Consider the following 23,723-nt stretch of genomic DNA (forward strand, 5'->3'; position numbering starts at 1 on the left):
ATGAACAAACGTCTTTACCGTATCGTCTTTAACAAAGCTCGCGGCATGCTGATGGTGGTATCGGAGCTGGCTCGCGGCTGTTCTGGCAGCGCGCCCTCTTCAGGTTTACAACATAACCACCAGCGACTTATCTGCCGCGTCGGGGCGATTAGCCTCAGCCTGTGGCTGGCAAGCGGGGCAATAACGGTACAGGCCGCAGGGATTGTGGCGGATGCATCGGCTCCCAATAAACAGCAGCCAACCATTATCAGCACCGCCAACGGTACGCCGCAGGTCAATATCCAGACGCCTTCAGCGGGTGGCGTTTCCCGCAATACCTTCAGTCAGTTCGACGTTGACCAGAATGGCGTCATTCTCAACAACTCCCATAAAAATGCCGCCACCCAGCTTGGTGGAATGGTGGCAGCCAACCCATGGCTGGCAAAAGGCGAAGCGAAAATTATCCTCAACGAGGTTAACGCCCGCGATCCGAGCCGCCTTAACGGCTTTATCGAAGTGGCAGGACAAAAAGCGGACGTCGTCATCGCCAGTCCGTCGGGCATTAGCTGTGACGGCTGCGGATTTATCAACGCCGGGCGTGCCACGCTCACCACCGGCACGGCGCAAATGCAGAACGGTCAGATAACGGGCTACCGGGTCGAGCAGGGTGAAATTCACATTAACGGTAACGGAATGAACGCTACCGGCCAGAGCCACACCGATATTATTGGCCGCGCGGTGCAGGTAAATGCGGCCATTCATGCCCAGGATTTACGCGTCACGACCGGGCGCAACAGCGTGGATGCCGCTCACGAACAGATTACTGCGCTCGCGGATAACGGCACGGCAAAACCCAGCCTGGCGCTGGATGTATCGCAGGTGGGCGGCATGTACGCCGGCAAAATTCGCCTTCGCGGGACGGAAAAAGGCGTCGGGGTGCGTAATGCGGGCAACATTGGCGCAGAAGCCGGTATGGTCACCCTCTCAGCCGATGGCCGTATCGAAAACAGCGGTGCAATCTGGTCTTCCGCAGACGTTGCCCTCTCTGGCACGGCTTCCGTACAGAACAGCGGCTCCATCGCGGCTCAGCGCAACGTCAGCCTGACGGGCAACACGATTGCCAGTACCGGCACGCTGGCCGCAAGCGTACAGCCAGACGGCACCCTAGGCAGCGAGGGCGATATGACGCTCAACGCCAGCGGAAAACTTGAGATGCATGGCCTGAACGCGGCGGGCGGTAACATAAGCGCCACCGGGTTGGGTCTCGATGCTACCGGGAGCCTGACGCAGGCAAAAAACATTACGCTTAATGCCGGTCAAGGGGATATCAGTACCGCCAGCGCGCAGGTCGTCGCGAATGACCAACTCAGCGTCACAACATCCGGCACCCTCGATAACAGCAGCGGCCTGCTTGCTGCCGACCGCGTCATGCTCACGGCGAAAAAGCTGCAAAACCAGAAAGGCCAGATAAGCCAGAGCGGAACGCAGGCGCTGGCGCTCACCCACCGGGACGGTATTGATAACCGCGACGGTACCATTGCCGCCAACGCCGCTATATCCCTCAATGCCGCCGCGCTGGATAACCGTAAAGGCCAGATCCTGGCCGCAGATGGGGGTAGCCTGTCGGTGCAGACCGCGGGTGCGACGGATAACCGCGAAGGCGTTCTGGCCGCCGCAGAAAGCGCCAGCGTGACCGCAGACCAGTTGCTCAACGACGGCGGGCTTATTAGTGCGGAAAAGGGTCGCATCGCGCTCACCAGCATCAAGTCGATAACTAACGTCAGCGGACAAATCGCCGCCCGCAGCACGCTGTCCCTCGAAAGCGGCGCGTTGAATAATGATTCCGGCCTTATCCAGTCGGGTTCGGCAATGTCCATCAACACGCACGGCAATGCGATTTCAAATAAGGACACCCTCGCCACGGGGGGCATCGTCAGTTTTGGCGAGCTGGATATCCTCGCCAGCGCCATTGATAACCAGCACGGCATGTTGGCCGGTGCGCAAAAGAGTACGATTCAGGCCACCCGCGTGGATAACCGCGACGGCATACTGGCCTCTGAAGCCACCCTGCATCTGGATGCGCTCTCCGTTGACAACCGGTTCGGTACGGTTAGCGCAGGCGAAAGCATGACGCTGGACTTAACCGACGCGCTGAATAACCGCAACGGTACGGTCAGCGCGACGGGAGCGCTTAATGCACGTACCGGGACGCTTGAGAATACGCAGGGAACGCTGGTCTCGGGTGACAGTGCGCGTATAGAAACGGCGCAACTCGTCAACCAGGGAGGGGTTATCGCCGCCCAACGCGATCTTACGCTCACGGCGCAGCGGCTGGATAACGACGGTGGCGGTCTGGTACAGAGCGGTGGTGACCTGACGCTGAACGTGGAGCATATCAGCAACCACGAAAGCGGCGACACCGGCGGGATCGTTAGCCAGGGGAACATGTCGATCCAGGCCGCCGATGTGCAAAACGATGCGGGAGTCGTGCTGGCGGGGAAACAGGCGACGTTAGACACCACCCGCTTTAGCAATATCGCTGGCACGCTGGTGGCGCTGGACGTGCTAACGCTTGCAACGCACAGCGATACCGATAACCGTCAGGGAGTGATGCAGGGCAACGGCATTTTCCTGGATACACACGGATATCAGCTGGATAACCAGCAAGGCACGCTCTACAGCCTGGCGTCAATGCAGCTGGCGACCGCCAGCCTGAATAACCAGAACGGCACGATCGGAGCAAAGAGCGATATCACGCTGCACGCCGCGTCGCTGGATAATCGCGCAGGCGGGCGCGTGGTCAGCGAGCAGGCGATCGCGTTAAATCTCGAACGTCTTGATAACCACGAGGGGCAAATACAATCTCTCGGCAACCTGATGGTTAACGCCGTTTCGGGGGTCATCGACAATACGCTTGGGCTGATGCGCAGCGGTGCAGCGGTAACGCTCAACGCTGCCAGCCTGATCAACCGGAACACCCAGGCCGCCGAGAAAGGGATTGAGGGGCTGGATGTGGCCATCGTCAGCCAGCAGCTTGATAACGCGCAGGGAACGGTGATTTCAGGCGATACGCTGCAGATTGCTCACGTCGATACCCTTAATAACGCTCAGGGCGAACTGTCCGCCGCGGGCACGCTGTCGCTGAGCGGCGTGGCTCTGCGCCTCATCAACACTGACGGCGTCGTGATTGGCGGCGAGAACGTCACGCTTGAAGCCGACTCCCTGACCGGCGATGGGCAGGTCCTCTCGCTCGGCGACATGCTGATTCGCACGCAGCAGAGCTTTAACAATTCGGGCGACGTCATCGCCAACGGCAGCATGACATTCGCCACACCGGGTAGCGTGACCAATAGCGGTAACCTTCTGGCAGGGGTAAAACTTGACCTCAGCGCCGCCAGCCTGCTCAATACCGCGTCCGGTGAGATTGCCGCCGGAGCGACCTGGCTGACCGTCTCCTCATCCCTCAGTAACTACGGTCTTATCGACGGCAGCCAGACGTGGATTCACGCTGACACGCTGACCAACGTCGGAACGGGGCGACTTTATGGCGACCATCTTTCACTTCAGGCGACAACGCTCAATAACCTCGCCCAGGACGGTACGGCGGCAACCATTGCCGGACGCCAGCGCGTGGACATCGGGGCGGGGACGATCAACAACCGTGACCACGCGCTGATTTACAGCGACGGCGTGCTCGCCATCGGTGGACGCGTGGACGAAAACGGCTTTGCGACCGGACAGGCGCAAACGCTGAACAACCACAGCGCGACCATTGAGTCCGCAGGTGACATGGCGCTCTCCGTCAGCCAGCTTAATAACATCAACGACCATTTCAGCACCGAGGTGGCGCTGATCTCCACCGAGCAGATCCACGAGTACCAGCACAAGGGATCGCCCAATCGCTGGAGCGCTGATGAGGAAGGCGTGTTTGTCGACCGCAACTCGTCCGACGACCTGCTGAACCTCAACACGCCGGAAGATACCGGTGCCAACAACGACAACTTTTACGAGTACAACTACACCCGCACCATCGAAGAGGAGGTTATCGCAGAGAGCGACCCGGGCAAGATCCTCTCCGGCGGGCAAATGGTCATCAGCGCGAACCACGTGCTGAACGACAAAAGCCAGATTGTCGCGGGAGGTACGCTCGGTATTTTCGCCGATACGGTAGATAACGTCATGCCGGAAGGCAGCCGATGGATAACGGATGCAGGCTCGGTCACACACTACAGCCGTAAAACCAAAAAAGGCGGCGACTCTCAGGGAAAAAGTACCTCGGACTATCTGCCACCCGTGGTGATCCAGTCGATCACCCTGTCGCCGGGGAAAATGGAAGGATACAGCCAGACCGAGGGCAGCGGCATGACCCTTTCGCCCACCACCACGCACAGAACAGATGCCACGCTCAATGGGACGGGGAGCCTGTCCGTCGACGTCGACGCGGCGTCACCGGAACAGGAAAAACTTTCCCCTGTGTTGCCTGCCAGCAATACGGCAGGAAAATGGATTGAAACCCCTGCCAGCGGCGCAGAGGGCGACGTGATCCGCGCAGTTTCCCCTGACATCCGCCTGCCGGACAACAGCCTGTTTAACACGCTGCCAGCACCTGATGCCCGTTACCTGATCGAGACCGATCCACGCTTCACGAACAATAAAGAGTGGCTGGGCAGCGACTACATGCAGGACGCGTTCGCGCTGGACCATGACAACATGCACAAGCGTCTTGGCGACGGCTATTACGAGCAGCGGCTGGTGCGGGAGCAGGTGATTGCGCTTACCGGCGAGCGTTACCTGGGCGATCACCGTGACGACGAAACGCAGTTCAAAGCGCTGATGGATGCCGGTATTGCCTTCGGCAAGGCGCACCAGCTTGTTCCGGGGGTAGCGCTCACCGCCGAGCAGATGGGTCTGCTGACGGAAGATATGGTTTGGCTGGTCAACACCCGCGTCCAGCTTGCGGACGGAAGCTGGCAGACGGTGATGGTGCCGCAGGTTTATGTTCGCGTACAGCCGGGAGACGTTGACGGCGCTGGCGCGCTGATGGGCGGTCAGAACGTGGTGATGAACCTGAACCGCGATCTGGTCAATAGCGGCACGATCCACGGCAAGGAGAGGGTTCAGCTTAGCGCAGACTCCCTCACCAACCGCGCGGGCACCATTCACGGTGCGGATGTCAGCCTGTTGGCCCGCACGGACATTAACAACATCGGCGGCACAATCTCAGGTAACAATTCCGTACTGGCAACCGCCGGGCGGGATATCAACCTCACCACCACGACCCGTAGTGCCAAAAGCACCGCCGGGAAAAACAGCTTTGAGCGCACCACCCTTGAGCGTGTTGCGGGCATCTACGTTCAGGGCGACGACGGCAAGCTTGTGCTTAACGCCGGGCGCGATCTCAATCTGACCGGGGCGCAGGTCGTTAACAGCGGCAGCGAGAGCCAGACGGTGCTTAACGCAGGACGTGACCTGAACCTCACCACCGTGACCACCTCCGCCAGCGATAACCTGACCTGGGATAAAAATAACTGGCTGAAGCAGTCCACCACGCAGCAAGTGGGTAGCGAGGTGGCTGGCGGGGGCGATGTCGCAATGATGGCCGGGCGCGACGTTAGCGCTCAGGCCGCGACCGTCGAAGCGGGCAGCAGCCTTGCCGTCAGCGCTGGTCGCGACATGTCCATCGCCGCCGCCATCGACAGCAGCGAATTTGAATCACACCATCAATCCACCGGCAGCAGCGGTGCGTTCTCGAAAAAAACCGTGACCACGCACGATGTAGTAAATAGCGAGACGGCGCGGGGTTCCCTGTTCAGCGGCGACAGCGTAACCCTGCAGGCGGGACATGATTTACGGGTTCAGGGTAGCGATATTGTCGGAGATAACGATGTCCGGCTCGCCGCCGGAAACAACCTGACCGTCACCTCCGCAGAAGAGCACGGCCAGGAGAGCCATCAGCGACAGGAGAAAAAATCCGGCCTCTCCGGCACGGGCGGCATCGGTATCAGCTACGGCAGCCAGAGCCTGAAGGTAACGGATAATGCGCAGGAGGTGACCCATCGGGGCAGCACCATCGGTTCCGTAAACGGCAATGTCTCGCTCAGCGCAGGTCATGATCTGGCGGTGCACGGCTCTGACCTGATAGCCGGACAGGACATGACGCTCACCGGGAAAAATGTCAGCATCACCGCCGCCGCGGACAGCAGCGCACAGACTCACACCGTGGAGCAGAAATCCTCCGGCCTGACGCTCGCCCTGTCCGGTACCGCGGGCAGCGCGCTTAACACCAGCGTGAGCACCCTGAAACAGGCCAGGGAGACCGATAACGATCGTCTGGCCGCACTGCAGGCGGTCAAAGGTGCACTGACCGCGGGACAGGGGGCGCAGGCGGTCCTCACCGACCAGGCCACCGGCAACCAGGCGGGCAATGATAACACGGTCGGTATCAGCCTCTCTTACGGCAGCCAGTCCTCAACATCGACGCAGACCATGAAGGAGACCACGGCGAAAGGCAGCAGCCTCTTCGCCGGAAATAACCTTTCGGTGGTGGCGACGGACGGGGATGTGCTGGTGCAGGGCAGCCAGCTTGATGCCGGAAACGACCTGCTGCTTCAGGCCAGCCGCGACGTGAACCTCCTGTCGGCACAAAACACCTCAACGCTTGAAGGCAAAAATGAGAGCCACGGCGGCAGCGCGGGCATCGGGATTGGCTATGGCTCCGGTGGCGCGGGTATCAACATCTCCGCCAGCGTGAATGCCGGGAAAGGTAAGGAGAACGGCACCACTCTCACCCATACCGAAACCACGGTTAACGCGGGGGATACGCTCACGATTATCAGCGGCCGCGATACGAATCTCTCCGGGGCGCAGGTCAGCGGGGAGAGCGTGCTGGCCGATATCGGGCGTAACCTGACCATTACCAGCGAACAGGACACTGACCGCTACGACAGCAGCCAGAAGAACATCAGCGCAGGCGGCAGCTTCAGCTTCGGCACCATGACCGGCTCGGGCGGCATCAGCTACAGCCGCGACAAAATGGACAGCGATTTTGCCTCCGTGCGGGAGCAGAGCGGGATATTCGCAGGCTCCGGCGGGTTTGACGTCACGGTGGGCGGCCACACGCAGCTGGACGGCGGCGTGATGGCCTCAGCGGCGACGGCGGATAAAAACCGGCTCGACACCGGCACGCTCGGCTGGCGGGATATCCAGAACACAGCCGAATACAACGTGGAGCACCAGAGCGCGGGCATCAGCACCGGCGGCAGCATCGCAGGACAGTTTGCCGGGAATATGGCAAACGGCATGCTGAGCGGGGCAGACAGCAGCGGCAGCGCGGAGGGCACCACGCGTGCTGCGGTTGAAAATGGCACGGTGATTGTCCGTGATAAAGCGAATCAGGCGCAGGACACCGCCGCCCTCTCCCGCGACACGGAGAATGCAAACGGCGGCATCGACGCTATCTTCGATAAGGAGAAAGAGCAGCGCAGGCTCGACGAGGCGCAGCTTATCAGCGACATCGGGAGCCAGGTGTCTGATATCGCCCGCACGCAGGGCGAGCTGAACGGGGAGGCGCAGTCCGGCACGGGCAGCGACATCCAGCGGGCCATCCAGGCCGCCACCGCTGCGGCTCAGGGGCTGGCGGGTGGCGATATGACCGCCGCGCTGGCCGGAGCGGCTGCACCGTACGTGGCGGAGATTATCGGTCACCGGTCCGGGCTGGACGACGGGATGGAAAAAGCCGCGGCCCACGCGGTGGCCAGTGCCGTACTGGCGGCAGTGAAGGGGAAAGACGCGCTTGCAGGTGCAGCGGGTGCCGCCGCCGGAGAGCTGACGGGCACGCTCGCGCTGGAGATGTACGGGAAGGATGTTGCTGCGCTGAGCGAAAGTGAAAAGCAGACCATCAGCGCCCTGGCGACCCTCGCCGCAGGCATCGCGGGCGGGCTGACGGGCGACAGCACGGCATCTGCGGTTGCTGGGGCGCAGACCGGGAAGACGACGGTGGAGAATAACCTGATGGCCGGGAGTGAAGATGCACAGGCTGCGTGGTTACGACAGCACGGAACGGATATGGCAACATGTGCCGATAACCCGTCCGGGGCGGCATGTCAGAAAGCACAGAACGAAGCCAATGCAGTGGCATTCGCAATGGCATCTGCAGGACTGATTTATTTGCCAGGAGGAATGCAGGTGACGGCGGGGATTGGTGGAGCAGCAAATGCGGGGATTCAGTATCTTGTCAATGGTGAGATAAATCCAACTGATGTTCTGATTGCCAGTTATGTTGGCGCGTTTACGGCAAATGCGGGTGCCTGGGGAACTGTCGGCTGGAACGCCGCAGGTGGAGCAACATCTAATTATTTTAAAGGAGATGATCCACTGACAGGCGCTGGCTGGGGAGCTTTAGGTGCAAGTGCAGGTTATTTAGGAGGACAATATCTTATTCAAACACCTTTGAATAAGATTCTTAATCCTGCATGGAAAAACTATAATTGGGTAGATATAGGGATGGGAATAAGTAAGCCATTACATTTTGATGTACGCCCTGATATTTGGGGGAGTATATTTAGTTCCGCCACCACAGAGGGAGTTGTTCAAGGTGGCCCTAAAGTAGTTGAAACAAACAAAAATAAGGATGGTAACTAAATGAGAAGAGAGTTTTTTATCCTTATGTATGTAACCCTGATGGGAAGCATTATGCTTTCTAGCTTTGTATTTTTAGGTCGCTATTTTATCTTTTGGATTAATGGCACAACAGTTCCCTTAGAAGATTTGTTTTATATCAGTTTAAAGATTGGTGTGTTCGGTGGAGGTATCGGAGGAATTAGTACCTGGTTAATACATTTTTTTAATCAACGATATCGTAAGTAAATTCAGGTGATATTCAATCGTAAGGGCTGGGTAGTGATCAACTGTGGACAGAGCGACTGCACGATGCTCTCTGCTGTCCGCACGGCACAAAACACCTCAACGCTTGAAGGCAAAAATGAGAGCCACGGCGGCAGCGCGGGCATCGGGATTGGCTATGGCTCTGGTGGCGCGGGTATCAACGTTTCCGCCAGCGTGAATGCCGGTAAAGGTAAGGAGAACGGCACCACCCTCACCCATACCGAAACCTCGGTTAACGCGGGGGATACGCTCACGATTATCAGCGGCCGCGATACGAATCTCACCGGAGCGCAGGTCAGCGGGGAGAGCGTGCTGGCCGGTATCGGTCGTAACCTGACCATTACCAGCGAACAGGACACCGACCGCTATGACAGCAGCCAGAAGAACATCAGCGCAGGCGGCAGCTTCAGCTTCGGCACCATGACCGGCTCGGGCGGCATCAGCTACAGCCGCGACAAAATGGACAGCGATTTTGCCTCCGTACGGGAACAGAGCGGGATATTCGCAGGCTCCGGCGGGTTTGACGTCACGGTGGGCGGCCACACGCAGCTGGACGGCGGCGCGATGGCCTCGGCGGCGACGGCGGATAAAAACCGGCTCGACACCGGCACGTTCGGCTGGCGGGATATCCAGAACACAGCCGAATACAGCGTGGAGCACCAGAGCGCGGGCATCAGCACCGGCGGCAGTATCGCAGGACAGTTTGCCGGGAATATGACAAACGGCATGCTGAGCGGGGCAGACAGCAGCGGCAGCGCGGAGGGCACCACGCGTGCTGCGGTTGAAAATGGCACGGTGATTGTCCGTGATAAAGCGAATCAGGCGCAGGACACCGCCGCCCTCTCCCGCGACACGGAGAATGCAAACGGCAGCATCGACGCTATCTTCGATAAGGATAAAGAGCAGCGCAGGCTCGACGAGGCGCAGCTTATCAGCGACATCGGGAGCCAGGTGTCTGATATTGCCCGCACGCAGGGCGAGCTGAACGGGGATGCGCAGTCCGGCACGGGCAGCGACATCCAGCGGGCCATCCAGGCCGCCACCGCTGCGGCTCAGGGGGTGGCGGGTGGAGATATGACCGCCGCGCTGGCCGGAGCGGCTGCACCGTACGTGGCGGAGATTATCGGTCACCGGTCCGGGCTGGACGACGGGATGGAAAAAGCCGCGGCCCACGCGGTGGCTAATGCCGTACTGGCGGCAGTGCAGGGGAAAGACGCGCTTGCGGGTGCAGCAGGTGCCGCCGCCGGAGAGCTGACGGGCACGCTCGCGCTGGAGATGTACGGGAAGGATGTTGCTGCGCTGAGCGAAAGTGAAAAGCAGACCATCAGCGCCCTGGCGACCCTCGCCGCAGGCATCGCGGGCGGGCTGACGGGCGACAGCACAGCATCTGCGGTGGCAGCGGCGCAGACCGGGAAGACGACGGTGGAGAATAACTCGCTGGCGCATGTACTTGCTGCGGCAGAGGCGAATAAATCAGGTACGGTAGATAAGTGGCAGGAAGAGCAGCAGGCTGCGATTAAGGAGGCGTGTAGTGGGAATACGCCAATGTCCTGTCAAATGGCTGTGGCTGCAATGGGAACCGTGATGTCAGGAGGTGTTCTTCCTGAAGCGATGGTTATTTCTGGAGCTATAACTGCTGGCGCAGTTAGCGCTATCGACTTTGGTTTTAACGGTTCAGTTGATCCTAAAAATGTCATAGCAGCATACTGGACTGGAGTTTTAACCAGAAATACTGGCTACAAATCTACTGTGGTAATAAATGCAGCCAGTGGAGCTATAACTAACTCTATCGATGGGAAAAACCCATTTTTATATGGCTCTATTAGTGGGTTTGGAAGCGCTATTGGTTATGGTATTGGTAATAAAATCATTACACCTATGTTAGATGACTATATTAATCCGACCTGGAAAGCATTGCGTTGGGATGATATTGGGATGGGAATGTCCCAGCCCTCACATTTGAATCCTATACCAGGGATGGTTGGGACAGCAGGTGGTGGGATTTCTGGAGAAAGCTTTAACGTTATAGTTGATCCAAACAGCCCTATAAAGAAAAAGGAAACTACAAAATGAACAAAAAAACATGGTGGGTTTCAGTTTTTTGGATTTTATTCACTCTTATTTTATGTATGGACCTCATTGCTGCAATTACTTATTTTATAGCTAGATTATATCTTTATTTTGCTCAGAACATTCCACTGGGAATAGACTTTCCTGTGTTACTGAGAATAATCAAGGGAGCGTCCTTTGGCGGAATTATCATCGGTATTGGTTGCTTGTATGTCTCTTTTAATAAATCACGTTAACTTACGCAAAAGGATTTATTAATAGTTTCGATAACCCCGGACTGACAAGCCAGAAGAACAGAATGATGTCAATGCGGTGGCACAGGGTGATATGGTGGTGTGTGATAAAGCGAATCAGGCGCAGGACACCGCCGCCCTCTCCCGCGACACGGAGAATGCAAACGGCAGCATCGACGCTATCTTCGATAAGGAGAAAGAGCAGCGCAGGCTCGACGAGGCGCAGCTTATCAGCGACATCGGGAGCCAGGTGTCTGATATCGCCCGCACGCAGGGCGAGTTGAAGGCGCTGGAGGAAGCCCGTAAAATCTATCCGGACCTGACTGCTGAGCAGTTGAGGGAAACGCAGACTTACCGTGATGCAGTGGCGCAGTCCGGCACGGGCAGCGACATCCAGCGGGCCATCCAGGCCGCCACCGCCGCCGCACAGGGGATTGCCGGGGGCGATATCAGCGCCGCGCTGGCCGGATCGGCCGCACCGTACGTGGCGGAGATTATCGGTCACCGGTCCGGGCTGGACGACGGGATGGAAAAAGCCGCTGCCCACGCGGTGGCCAGTGCCGTACTGGCGGCAGTGCAGGGGAAAGACGCGCTTGCAGGTGCAGCGGGTGGTGCCGCCGGAGAGGTGGCGGGCACGCTCGCGCTGGAGATGTACGGGAAGGATGTTGCTGCGCTGAATGAAAGTGAAAAGCAGACCATCAGCGCCCTGGCGACGCTCGCCGCAGGTATCGCGGGTGGGCTGACGGGTGACAGCACGGCATCTGCGGTGGCAGGGGCGCAGACCGGGAAGGCGACGGTTGAGAATAACTCGCTGAAAAGCATGATGTGTGCGGAAACCCCCTGGGACTGTCGTGATAACCCACTGATTGAAGGTGGTGGATCCCGAGGTGCTTACAATCCTACAGGTAGAAGTGGTAATCCCATGAATACCAAAGGTTCTAATTCGCCAGCAGTAATTGGTGAGCGAGCATATTCAGCTCATGCTGTTGATCGTATGCAAGGGCGTGGAGTTCCACCTTCAGCAGTAGAAAATACGATTAAGACAGGGAACATTTATCCGACAAAGCCTGGAACTACGGGATACTACGATGCAACCAACAATCTGCGGGTAATTATTAACACTAATACAGGCGATGTTGTAACTGTGATCCCAGGAGCACCTACAAAATGAATGATCGCTTTTTATATGAACAAGTTAGGTCTGTTTTATTACATGAATGGGATCCCATAGGTATCAATGACCTCATTGAGGCCAGTGATGAATATGATGCATATGTACAGCCTATTTGTGAGATGTTATACGCGGGAAAAGAAATCGAAGACATTTATCAATATTTACATTGGGTTGCTACTGATTATATGTGCCTGAATGGAGATAGTGATTTGGATCGTATAGTTGCTGAGAAGTTATTTTATTTGCCAAAAACTCACTAAAGTAGATCCCGGCCATTGCGCTGGGATCGTTTTATCAGCCGTTACGTTTACCCGCAATGCCCGTTCCCGTGCCTGATCGCTGGCTGATCGCCAGTGTTGTTCAGCACACCGGGAAACGCCTTGAGCCACTGGTTCATCTTTGGCACGTTAACACCGACGACGCTTAAGCCCTCAGCGCAGCCCCACAGCTCGCGGGTGTTCTGGGTGATGATAACGATACAGTAGTGAATATATTCAGGCAAAGAGATGCAGGCGGATAATAACCTGGTGGCACAGGGTTCATTCTTGCAGGACACGTTCGCACTACAGGCGATAAAAGGGGCACTGACCGCGGGACAGGGAGCGCAGGCGGTCCTCACCGACCAGGCCACCGGCAACCAGGCGGGCAATGACAACACGGTCGGTATCAGCCTCTCTTACGGCAGCCAGTCCTCAACATCGACGCAGACCATGAAGGAGACCACGGCGAAAGGCAGCAGCCTCTTCGCCGGAAATAACCTTTCGGTGGTGGCGACGGACGGGGATGTGCTGGTGCAGGGCAGCCAGCTTGATGCCGGAAACGACCTGCTGCTTCAGGCCAGCCGCGACGTGAACCTCCTGTCGGCACAAAACACCTCAACGCTTGAAGGCAAAAATGAGAGCCACGGCGGCAGCGCGGGCATCGGGATTGGCTATGGCTCCGGTGGCGCGGGTATCAACGTTTCCGCCAGCGTGAATGCCGGGAAAGGTAAGGAGAACGGCACCACCCTCACCCATACCGAAACCACGGTTAACGCGGGGGATACGCTCACGATTATCAGCGGCCGCGATACGAATCTCTCCGGGGCGCAGGTCAGCGGGGAGAGCGTGCTGGCCGATATCGGGCGTAACCTGACCATTACCAGCGAACAGGACACTGACCGCTACGACAGCAGCCAGAAGAACATCAGCGCAGGCGGCAGCTTCAGCTTCGGCACCATGACCGGCTCGGGCGGCATCAGCTACAGCCGCGACAAAATGGACAGCGATTTTGCCTCCGTGCGGGAGCAGAGCGGGATATTCGCAGGCTCCGGCGGGTTTGACGTCACGGTGGGCGGCCACACGCAGCTGGACGGCGGCGTGATGGCCTCAGCGGCGACGGCGGATAAAAACCGGCTCGACACCGGCACGCTCGGCTGGCGGGATATCCAGAACACAGCCGAATACAACGTGGAGCACCAGAGCGCGGGCATCAGCACCGGCGGCAGCATCGCAGGACAGTTTGCCGGGAATATGGCAAACGGCATGCTGAGCGGGGCAGACAGCAGCGGTAGCGCGGAGGGTACCACGCGTGCTGCAGTTGAAAATGGCACGGTGATTGTCCGTGATAAAGCGAATCACGCAGAAAAGAACTGGGCGGTGGGAAATGAAAATCTTAGTCTCAAAATGGTTTTTAATCTTCATTTACCTGCTAATAGCCTTTCCGGTTGGGTTATTTATTGCTGCTGTAACTATGCAGATTTTAATCAGACTTTTTTACTTTTTCCTTAATGGATTATCTTTGAAGTTGTCCTCTATTGATTACGTGAAAATTTTGAAAGGAAGTATCGCGGGAGGAGTTATTGGAGCAATAGGTTGTTGGTGGATCTACTACCAGCACTTCCGAAAAAACCGAAGCAGATAATCTGACAACGGCAGTGCCGACCGCGTAGGCCGGGAAGAATACGTTTGAAAATAACTCGCAGGCACATGTTCTGGCAGGAGAGGCGAACAAAGCGCTTTCCAGATTTTTATCCTCGACAATTTTCTTATTTTCTTTTGAATCAAACCAGGTTATAAAACTGTATATCCATACAGTTAAAGGGAATTCTCATGGCACTGGAACAGGGTATTGCGCAGTTGGTTCAGGGATTTATCGCTGCAGGTCGGCCCTCGTCGCGTCGACAGACCATTGAGGTACGACGAGCTGGGTATATTGCCAGCACGGGGCTTGCCGGGAAGACAGAAACGCGCGTACAGGTGGAGACGCTTTTTCTTGAAGGTCTTACCATTCGGGTGTTTTCACCTCTCAATGCGCCTGAAATATTGCCTACAGCCATCTACTATCACGGCGGATGCTTCATCAGCGGCGGCTTTGATACCCATGACAATCAACTCCGTCAGTTAGCCTACTATGGCAATTGCCGGGTGGTTGCAATTCAGTACAGGTTGGCACCGGAGCATACCTTCCCCGCCGCGCATGACGATGCTGAAAGAGGTGCGGATCTGGTCTGGCAGTATGCAGACCAATTAGGCGTAGATAAGAACCGGCTCACCCTCTGTGGAGACAGCGCAGGAGGGCATCTGGCGCTGGTAACGGCGCTGAGGCTTAAGGTTAAAAAGCTTTGGCAACCTGTACAGCTTATTCTTATCTATCCCATGCTCGACGCCACGGCCAGTTTTGAAAGCTATGCCCTTAATGGCACGGATTATATTATCACCCGCGATACCCTGCTTAGCGGATATGAAATGTATCTCGCAGAGACTGACCTCCAGCATCCGGAAGCCAGCCCGCTGTGGCGCGATGATTTTTACGGGCTTCCGCCAGTGCATATCATTACAGCAGAGTACGATCCGCTGTGCGATGAGGGAGAAATGTTGTATCAGCATCTGACTGAACAGGGTGTGAAGTGTACCGCTCAGCGCTGGCTGGGCGTCATCCATGGCTTCTTTCAGCTTGGCGGCGTCAGCCAGTCAGCGCGAGACGTTATGCGGGATATCGCCGGGCGGATTAAGCGCGCCCGAGGTGAATGAACAAGAGATTACTCCTCTTCGTTCCCACCCTCTTCATACGCGCCGAAGGGCTTCGCCGGAAGAACAATGTAGGTCCCTTCAAACACCGCGCCCGGTGTTTTATCGCCAAACAGTTCGACCTGCATTTGAACGCGAGCTTTGCGGCCGCGTGCCAGACGGTCAAGATCGCCGCCCAGTGACCCCAGATCGGCCACGGCGGTCGGCTTGCCGCTTATCGGTGCGCTATAGCGAATGTGGGCATCGGCCAGAATGATGGTACCGCCCAGATGGCGCTCGCGCAGCATCAGCCAGATAAGCCCCCAGCCGGTGAGCGTGGCCAGTGAGAAAAGACTTCCGGCAAACAGGGTGTGGTGCGGGTTCTGATTGCCGGTTTCCGGCATGGTGGTAATAAATTTTTGTCCGGTGTACTGCTGAATGCGCACGCCCATTTTTTCACTGAGCGGAATGTGCTGATACCAGGCCTGCTGCAGCTGACCACACCAGTCGGCGCGATGAAGAATATCATCCAGCGTGGCGATGGGTTTGATCATCAAAAAATGACGAATCGGCGTGGTTTGCGGGGTCGTGATCTCCCCCTGATTCACAAAACCAAGTTTGGCGAAGAATTCTACCGCATCCTCGCGGGCGCTACAGGTGACGCGCTTAACGCCTTCCTGACGGGCAACGGACTCAAGGGTCATCGCCATTAGCGTCCCCAGACCTTTGTCCTGCACGGAGGGATGAACTGCCATAAAGCGAATAGACGCTTCGTTATCGGCGTTGATATACAAACGCCCGACGGCGACGAGGTTACCCTCTTCGTCCATCACCATCTGATGGTGGGCCATCGCGTCCCAGGCATCGCGTTCAGAGCCTTTTGGCTGATGCAGTGGCTTGCGCAGCATTTCCCAGCGGAACTGGTAATAAGCGTCTAACTCTTCTTCCGTTTGCGGTACTCGAAGGTGATACATAGCTGTACTCTCTCTTGTTACCCGCGGCCACGCCGCCAGTTGGCTCATACCTGGAGCCAGAATGTGACGGGGCCATCGTTCACCAGCGAAACCTGCATATCTGCAGCGAATCGTCCGGTTTGCGTATTCATTTCCTGCTGGCGACAACGCTCAACAAAGTACTCGTAAAGTGCTTCTGCACGATCCGGCGCGGCGCCTTTAGAGAAACTCGGGCGCATGCCGCGCTCGGTATCCGCTGCCAGCGTAAACTGGGAAACCACCAGCACGCTGCCGCCCGCCTGTTGGACGTTCAGGTTCATCTTGCCTTCCGCATCGCTGAAAATACGGTAGCCCAGCACGCGCTCACACAAGCGGTTGGCTTTTTGTTCGTCGTCATCCTTTTCGACACCTAACAACACCAAAAGTCCTGGGCCAATTTCACCCGTCACCTCTCCCTCCACGGTGACGCTGGCACGGGTTACGCGCTGTATCAATGCAATCATGGTTGGTCTGCTTCTTGTTGTTTTTCAGCTGCTGCTGCTTTTTTCAGTTCGCGGTATACACCGAGAGTGACAGTTATTTCGGCACCAAGCAAGACGATACACCAGGTCCAGTAGACCCATACAAACAAAATGGGGATCACAGCCAGCACGCCGTAAATTAGCTGATAAGACGGGAACATAGTGATGTAGAGGGCAAACCCTTTTTTACCGAGCTCAAAAAGCAGCGCCGCTACCAGCGCCCCCACAACCGCATCGCGGTTAGGCACGCGCGTGGTTGGCACGACGCTATAGAGCAGCCAGAACGAGAGCCACGACAGGATCAACGGAAAGATGCGAAGCGCATTATCAATAGCGCCGTTTAGATCACTCGCCCAGCGCAAGGAAAGGAGATACGAACTGATCGCCAGGCTCGCCCCGGCCAGCAGCGGCCCCAGCGTGAGGATCATCCAGTACACGGCAAAGGAATACACTTTTGGCCGCGCTTTTTTACTCCGCCAGATCGTGTTCAGCGCGTTATCGATGGCATACATCAACAGCAGCGCAGTGACGATAAGACCGCATGCCCCCACTGCCGTCATCTTGCTGGAATTGGCGACAAACTGCTCAATGTAGTTCTGGATGACATCCCCGGTTGCAGGAATGAAATTCGCGAAGACAAAATGACGAAGCTGCAGGCTGACGTCCGCAAACATCGGAAAGGCGGAAAACAGGGCAAAGATGACCGCTACCAGCGGCACTAATGAGAGCAACGACACGTAGGCGAGGTTACCCGCCAGCGTGGTCATGTTGTCCTCATCAATACGGTGCCAGAGCAGTTTCAGCCAGGCCCTCAGCGGGCGAGTATGATGCGTGGCTTTTTGATGAACGGTTTTTAGCATAGCTGTTTCGCGAAGTAGTTTGGTATCGTCTCTTTTCCGGTCACCAGAATTGACGTTATACCCAACTGGTTAGCTCCCTCTATATTATCGGCGTTGTCGTCGAAAAAGACCGCATCGGCCGCGGTGAATCCCTCTGACTGCAGAACAGCCTGATAAATTCGCGCTTCAGGCTTACGCATCCCCATCTCTTGCGAAAGGTAGATCTTATCGGCTGCCGCCTTAACTTCAGGGTATTCCTCAGGCCAGAACGTGGTGTGCAGACGGTTGGTATTTGACAACACGACGACCCGATGGCCCTGCTCGCGAAGCTTATGCATGATGTCGATCGCTTCTGGCCGGATGGCGACAAATACTGCCTGCCAGCCGTGTGAAAACTGCTCGTAGCTTAAGGGTAGATCCATCTCCTGACAGAAGCGTTCAGCGAACTCTTCATCGCTAATCTCGCCGCGTTCATGCTGATGGAAGGTCTCGCCCATCGCGAAATTCTGCTTCAGTGTCGCAAGCGGCACGCGGCTAAAGTCGCTCCATGCACCCAGCACGCGATTAAAATCGATATCGACGATTACGTTTCCTAAATCAAAGATATAAAGCATGGTTATCTCCTGCTCGCCGTGGAGAAGTAACTGTAGCGGGAATAAAGAGATTTGACTATGCGTGCTGTCTAAGGTGTGCGATCGATTTCTACGGCGCGTTTTTTCGACAGTACAGCGAAGGGACGTTTGACGCGGCAAAAAGCCAGGCTCCGCGATACTCATCGATCATCAGGCTCAGCTCTCTGCCCGGCGTACGATAAAAACCCGGCAGCGTTGCATTGATATCAACCTCATCCGCATCATCGGCGAAGGTTTTAACAATCCGATCGTTATTTAATACGCGCGCGTTCTGATGATAGCTGTAGTGAAAATAGATGGTCCGGTTAACTTCAGAAACCGTCTGACCAAATAATTTACCGTTAATGACGGTAGCCCCCTCCCGATGCTGCATCCGCCAGGACACCGTACCCACAAATCGGTTTTTACCAATCGTCCATTCCACATCGCCCGTACAGCGTATCGGCGTACTCGAAAAATGCGAATACGCTAACCAGCCGCTGGTGATAGCGGCCATCAGAAACGCAGCCAGCAAAATAATACGGTTCCGGAGTGTCTTCATTGCTCATGCGCCCAAAAATAATGCGTGGTACATAATGCTGCCGAGTCCCGTCGCGCATCGTTATTGCAGATAAACGCCGCGATCCGCTCCGTTTTACTATAGCCGATGAGAAAAACGTATCGTTTTTCGGCGCACAGACCGGGATTGTTTTTTAACAGAGTCAAGTAATGATCCTGAATATGTTCATTAGGCGCATAAAAAAGCTGGCAGGCGCTGGTCGTGCTGCCCGTTGAAAGTGGAATAAAGTGACTAAACGGCATGTTCTGGTGGTTTTTATATAATATCACCCCATTGATAAGCGCGATCAGCAAAAGCGTCGCGGTGGTAATTATCAGCCAGGCCGGCTTCTGCCTCGCGGTGCTTTCGGCTATTGCCACGTCTTTATTGACGATTGTCAGCTCAGCGGTTGGGCTAAATACTTCAACCTGAGTGGCTTCGGAAAGCATCAGCCCGCGGCGAGAAATCGTTTTTACCGTATCGCGCGGTAACCCCACCTCAGCCAGAGCATTGCGTAATGTCAAAATGGCCTGATAAAAGGTATTCGGCGTGGTGACGTCATTGCGCTCTCCCCACCCCACCACCATTAGCTGGTTTTGCGAAATAATTTCCCCAGGATGAGTGACGAGATAAAGAAAACAGAGATTGGCAGGAAGCTGCAATTGTATCGAGCGCCCGGTAATATGATTCGCCAGCGTTTTGTTTTCTGGATCATACTCGACCAACTTGTTAATGAGATACAATTTTCCTTTCCTCTGCAATAACAATGCTTAACTTTATACGCTAAAAACATATACGTATATTTAACAACATTATAGGTCAGATGGATTAGGACGCGATACCGCCCCACCTAAGATTAAAAACAACGTATTACTTTTCAATCTGTTACAAGCTAGTTTTCTTAGGTTTACCTCATCTAAAACGACATAATGAGATTTCATTACACTTCGCCAGGCCAAATAATTATATTGAGCCGCAACCAGAGAAAAGACTCACGTTACGGCAGATTTAAGAAACGATTTTTTAGCTATTAGTGCTATTTCGTGAATCTCCTTTTCGGCTTTTTTTTGTCGAATAATCTTAAAGGATTGATGAATGTTCCTGGTTTACTTCTGCCAGATGATGTTCTTTCGCTATGACGACGGCCTGACGGAATAGAGACCACCAGGAATTTATATTCCCTGCCATTGTTTTTCGTAAATAAGGCAGGTTTACCAAATATGTTTCAAGATTGACACATTTGAGCGGCAGTGAAATATTGACTATGAAAATAAGACAGGAGTGGACTGGATGATAACATCGTCGCAAAAGGTTGTCCGCTGTATAAGCTGTGAATTGTCCTGTCAGTTATATCCAGATAACGCAGTACGATCGCAATACTGTGGCAACGCCTCGTTCGCGGTTTGGCCGGTTGGTAATCATTTCCTGCAGACTGCAATTGAAAAAAAGATATTGCATGGGAACAAGAATCACTTATCACGTGGATTTATTTTTGTAGATTTTTCGATGTACAACCTGCGCGCACTTGCCGATCCGCAATGGATTGAACGTCTGGCGATAACCAACATGAATATCGTGATTATCACGGACCGCAGGCTGGAGGCGCTAGCTAATTACTTATTCAATCACCGCAATGAAATAAAGGGCGTTATTTATTCAGATGACAAGGACGCTATATTACAGGAAAAAATTAACCATCTTTTCTCCGGCAGACGGGTGAATAGCAGACGAGGAAGTAAGTTGAATACCGTCGAATTCACTTTACTTAACCGATTTTTGTCAGGAGCGTGCCTCCAGGAGATTATAAAAACAGACAGCATTGATGTTAAAAAAATTTATGTTCATAAAATACGACTTGAAAGGAAATTAGGCACCAGCATACATAAAATTCTCGTTTCTATTTTGTAATTTCAACCACTTAACATACCCACATTTAATGCTGTGGAGGATGTTCTACGCCTGAAAGAAAGGGGCTAGCTATGCCATATTTAATGAAACACTCACCAGTCGCCGCTGCGATTTCTCTGGCGTTATCGTCAGCGCTATTTACCGCACATGCAGCGGTAATAGATTTTGCTAATTTACCTGCCTCCGGCGCAGTAACGGATTTGCCTGCAGAAATACAGGCGCTGATTCCTGCAACGGCAAACACGAACTTTAGCAAAAATACCGGCGATCCTAACTATGTCTACCAGTACAGCGCGGGTAATATCCCGATCTACGGAGATGGGATCACCCTCGAAGGACCAGGGGCGGAAGCCTTTGAGCATTCGGTCACCGTTATTCAGAACTCCACGTCCGGCAGCCCGGGGGTGATATTTGGTGACGATCTCACTATTCGCACCCAGTCAAAAGTGGCCGCCAATAATGGTAAAGACGTCGACGGCATTCGCACCCATGGTATGAACACGCCGGACAACCCGGTGTTTATCATTACCGGCGACCGCACCCATATTTACGTCAATGGCCAAAGCGGTGATGGCATCAATGCCGGATACAGCTCCTTCAGCCAGGGATCTCTCGGCTCCGCCAATATTTATGTGGGTGACGATCTCTATATCGAAACCACCGGCAGTACCGGTCGAGGCATCAGCGCCTATGCGCTAAATGATGCGTCAAAGGCCAAAAATAACGTTATCGTCGGCGATCGTGCGCATATTGTTACGCGTGGAACCTACGCCGAGGGGATTCGTACCAACCAGAGCGGCTCATACGTACGTCTGGGGAATGAGGCCGCCATCGAAACGTACGGCACATCGGCCTACGGCCTGTATGCAGGTTCCGCATCCAAAATTGAGCTGGGAAAAAAAGCGGCGATAACCACCGACGCGGCCAGCGCCTCCGGGGTTTATTCTACCGGCTCGTCAACCATCACCCTTGATGAGGGCGCGACCATCACCACCAACGGTGCCAGCGCGCATGGCGTCTATGCGTACACAGGCGCGGTGAATCTTGGAGATAACGTCACCATTGCGGTCAACAGCAGCGCGAAAACCAGCAGCTCCGCGCAAGCGCCGCAAGGGATGTATGCCTGGTCACGCGGCGTGATAACGCTTGAGGGTGGCGCAACCGTTACCACCGCAGGCCAGCGTGACAGCGGAAGCTACGCTCTGAACGCCGGCAACGGTGGCGTGATTGATGCCTCTGCGGGCGGAAAATTTGTCCTCAACGGCGACATCCTCTCCGCAGGCGGGGTCGCGGCCACCAGCACGCTTCCGGCTCAAAACAGTACCATTACGCTGAATATGGATGACAACTCACTCTGGAACGGGGCGTCTTATATTGAGAGCAACGCCAACGGTACCGGGACTATCGCGCTTACGATGAATGATGCCGTGTGGAATATGCACGACAGCTCGACGCTGACCAGCCTGACGCTGAATGCGGGCGGCACGATTAATTTCCAGCATTCTGAGGATGCGGCGTGGCAAACCCTGACCATCAGCGACGATTTTATCGGCAACGGCGGCAAGCTGGTTTTCAATACCGTGCTGTTTGACGACGCCTCGGAAACGGACAAACTAATCGTTGAAGGCAACACCTCCGGTCATACCGGGGTGGAAGTGAATAACATTGGCGGTACTGGCGCACAAACCGTAGAAGGGATTGAAATTGTCAGCGTGGGCGGCAACTCTGACGGAACGTTTGAGAAGGCCAGCCGTATCGTGGCGGGAGGCTATGACTATAACGTTGTGCAAAAAGGGAAAAACTGGTTTCTGACCAGCCTGGTTGAGCCCGTTGACCCACCGGTTGACCCTGTGGACCCACCGGTGGATCCCGTAGACCCACCTGTTGACCCTGTGGACCCGCCTGTCGACCCGGTAGATCCACCCGTCGATCCGGTGATTCCGCCGCAGGAACCGGTTCCCCCTGCTGCACCACCGAAAAGCGAGCATCAGTATCGCCCGGAATTTGGTAGCTATCAGGCGAACAGCTATGCGGCAAATACGCTGTTTATGACCCGCCTGCATGACCGTCTGGGTGAAACGCAGTACACCGACCTGCTCACCGGCGAGCAAAAAATAACGAGCCTGTGGATGCGTAACGTCGGCGGCCATACGCGTTTCAGAGACGGCAGCGGCCAGTTAAAAACGACCGCCAATCGCTATGTGCTGCAGCTGGGTGGTGATATCGCCCAGTGGAGCACAGACGGCCTGGATCGGTGGCATCTCGGCCTGATGGCGGGCTACGGCAACAGCCAGAGCCGGAGTGCTTCCAACCTGACCGGATACCACTCACGTGGCGAAGTGAATGGCTATAGCGTTGGTCTGTACGGTACCTGGTACGCAAACGACGCGGATAAAAGCGGTACCTACGTTGATAGCTGGCTGCTGTATAACTGGTTCGACAATAAGGTGATGGGGCAGGATCAGGCGACTGAGCGTTATCGCTCCAGCGGCGTAACCGCCTCTGTAGAAGCTGGCTATAGCGTTAAGGTGGGCGAAAGCGGCCGCAACAGCTACTGGCTCCAGCCAAAAGCGCAGGTGGTGTGGATGGACGTGCAGGCTGACGATCATCGCGAGCGCAACGGCACGCGGGTGAAAGACGAGACTCAGGGGAACCTGATGACACGTCTCGGCGTGAAGGCCTATATCAGCGGACATAACGCGATTGACGACGGTAAATCCCGCACCTTCCAGCCGTTTATCGAAGCGAACTGGATCCACAATACCCAGACCACGCGCATCCGCATGGATGATGTCAGCAATGAAATGCGCGGTACTCGCAATATCGGTGAACTTAAGACAGGTGTAGAGGGACAGATTACGCCGCAGCTTAGCGTATGGGGCAATGTGGCTCAGCAGATGGGCGACAAAGGCTACAGTGATACCCAGGGGATGCTGGGGGTGAAATACAGCTTTAAATAACAACAAAAAAGCCGCTGATTTCTCAGCGGCTTTTTTTAATACGAAT

13 protein-coding genes and 2 pseudogenes are annotated in these 23,723 nt (G+C 55.5%); 9 read left to right on the forward strand and 6 right to left on the reverse strand.

The genetic code is table 11. The annotated features are described in order from the left end of the window. The 7 genes and pseudogenes from GVO84_RS22410 to GVO84_RS22440 all read left to right on the forward strand — a co-directional run bounded on the left by GVO84_RS22410 (position 1) and on the right by GVO84_RS22440 (position 15,350). On the forward strand, positions 1-8,619 hold the full coding sequence (locus GVO84_RS22410) for a hemagglutinin repeat-containing protein (RefSeq protein ID WP_159737314.1): 8,619 nt from the start codon (positions 1-3) through the stop codon (positions 8,617-8,619). A gap of 306 nt (positions 8,620-8,925) precedes the next feature. Next, positions 8,926-10,305 (forward strand): annotated as a pseudogene (locus tag GVO84_RS22415) (hemagglutinin repeat-containing protein); the annotation flags it as partial. A gap of 626 nt (positions 10,306-10,931) precedes the next feature. Further along, positions 10,932-11,168: a hypothetical protein gene (locus GVO84_RS22420; protein WP_159515152.1), complete on the forward strand. Its 237-nt coding sequence runs from the start codon at positions 10,932-10,934 to the stop codon at positions 11,166-11,168. Positions 11,169-11,244: 76 nt separating this feature from the next. Then, positions 11,245-12,336, forward strand: coding sequence for a VENN motif pre-toxin domain-containing protein (locus GVO84_RS22425; RefSeq protein WP_159515153.1), 1,092 nt, complete (start codon positions 11,245-11,247; stop codon positions 12,334-12,336). After that, positions 12,333-12,599, forward strand: coding sequence for a hypothetical protein (locus GVO84_RS22430; RefSeq protein ID WP_159515154.1), 267 nt, complete (start codon positions 12,333-12,335; stop codon positions 12,597-12,599). The genes GVO84_RS22425 and GVO84_RS22430 overlap by 4 nt, the downstream gene beginning before the upstream one ends. 300 nt (positions 12,600-12,899) lie before the next feature. Further along, positions 12,900-14,015, forward strand: a pseudogene (locus GVO84_RS22435) (hemagglutinin repeat-containing protein); the annotation flags it as partial. A gap of 414 nt (positions 14,016-14,429) precedes the next feature. Continuing rightward, the gene (locus tag GVO84_RS22440; protein WP_159515155.1) at positions 14,430-15,350 is read left to right on the forward strand and encodes an alpha/beta hydrolase; all 921 of its coding nucleotides are present in this window, start codon (positions 14,430-14,432) and stop codon (positions 15,348-15,350) included. An 8-nt stretch (positions 15,351-15,358) separates the two neighbouring features. Here the strand turns inward: GVO84_RS22440 and fabY are convergent, their stop codons facing one another. The 6 genes from fabY to GVO84_RS22470 all read right to left on the reverse strand — a co-directional run bounded on the left by fabY (position 15,359) and on the right by GVO84_RS22470 (position 19,552). Beyond that, on the reverse strand, positions 15,359-16,300 hold the full coding sequence (gene fabY / locus GVO84_RS22445) for a fatty acid biosynthesis protein FabY (protein ID WP_008501835.1): 942 nt from the start codon (positions 16,298-16,300) through the stop codon (positions 15,359-15,361). Between the two features lie 44 nt (positions 16,301-16,344). Then, on the reverse strand, positions 16,345-16,782 hold the full coding sequence (gene dtd / locus GVO84_RS22450; RefSeq protein WP_008501836.1) for a D-aminoacyl-tRNA deacylase: 438 nt from the start codon (positions 16,780-16,782) through the stop codon (positions 16,345-16,347). Then, positions 16,779-17,660 (reverse strand): virulence factor BrkB family protein, encoded by an 882-nt coding sequence (locus GVO84_RS22455; RefSeq protein WP_159515156.1) that lies wholly within the window; start codon positions 17,658-17,660, stop codon positions 16,779-16,781. Before GVO84_RS22455 ends, dtd begins: the two co-directional genes overlap by 4 nt. After that, positions 17,654-18,253, reverse strand: a complete 600-nt coding sequence (gene yihX, locus GVO84_RS22460; RefSeq protein WP_029740331.1) for a glucose-1-phosphatase — start codon at positions 18,251-18,253, stop codon at positions 17,654-17,656. The genes GVO84_RS22455 and yihX overlap by 7 nt, the downstream gene beginning before the upstream one ends. Before the next feature lie 88 nt (positions 18,254-18,341). After that, on the reverse strand, positions 18,342-18,812 hold the full coding sequence (locus tag GVO84_RS22465) for a hypothetical protein (protein ID WP_159515157.1): 471 nt from the start codon (positions 18,810-18,812) through the stop codon (positions 18,342-18,344). After that, a complete protein-coding gene (locus GVO84_RS22470) occupies positions 18,809-19,552 on the reverse strand; it encodes a winged helix-turn-helix domain-containing protein (RefSeq protein ID WP_159515158.1) in 744 nt (247 codons plus the stop codon). The genes GVO84_RS22465 and GVO84_RS22470 overlap by 4 nt, the downstream gene beginning before the upstream one ends. 547 nt (positions 19,553-20,099) lie before the next feature. Between GVO84_RS22470 and GVO84_RS22475 the strand changes: the two genes are divergently transcribed. Together GVO84_RS22475 and GVO84_RS22480 are read left to right on the forward strand one after the other, a co-directional pair. Next, complete coding sequence (locus tag GVO84_RS22475) at positions 20,100-20,717, forward strand: helix-turn-helix transcriptional regulator (RefSeq protein WP_159515159.1); 618 nt, start codon at positions 20,100-20,102, stop codon at positions 20,715-20,717. Between the two features lie 71 nt (positions 20,718-20,788). After that, positions 20,789-23,677, forward strand: a complete 2,889-nt coding sequence (locus GVO84_RS22480) for an autotransporter outer membrane beta-barrel domain-containing protein (RefSeq protein ID WP_159515160.1) — start codon at positions 20,789-20,791, stop codon at positions 23,675-23,677. Positions 23,678-23,723 lie beyond the last annotated feature (46 nt).

It is taken from the genome of Enterobacter sp. SM3, from assembly GCF_009811935.2.
GTDB lineage: Bacteria > Pseudomonadota > Gammaproteobacteria > Enterobacterales > Enterobacteriaceae > Enterobacter > Enterobacter asburiae_D.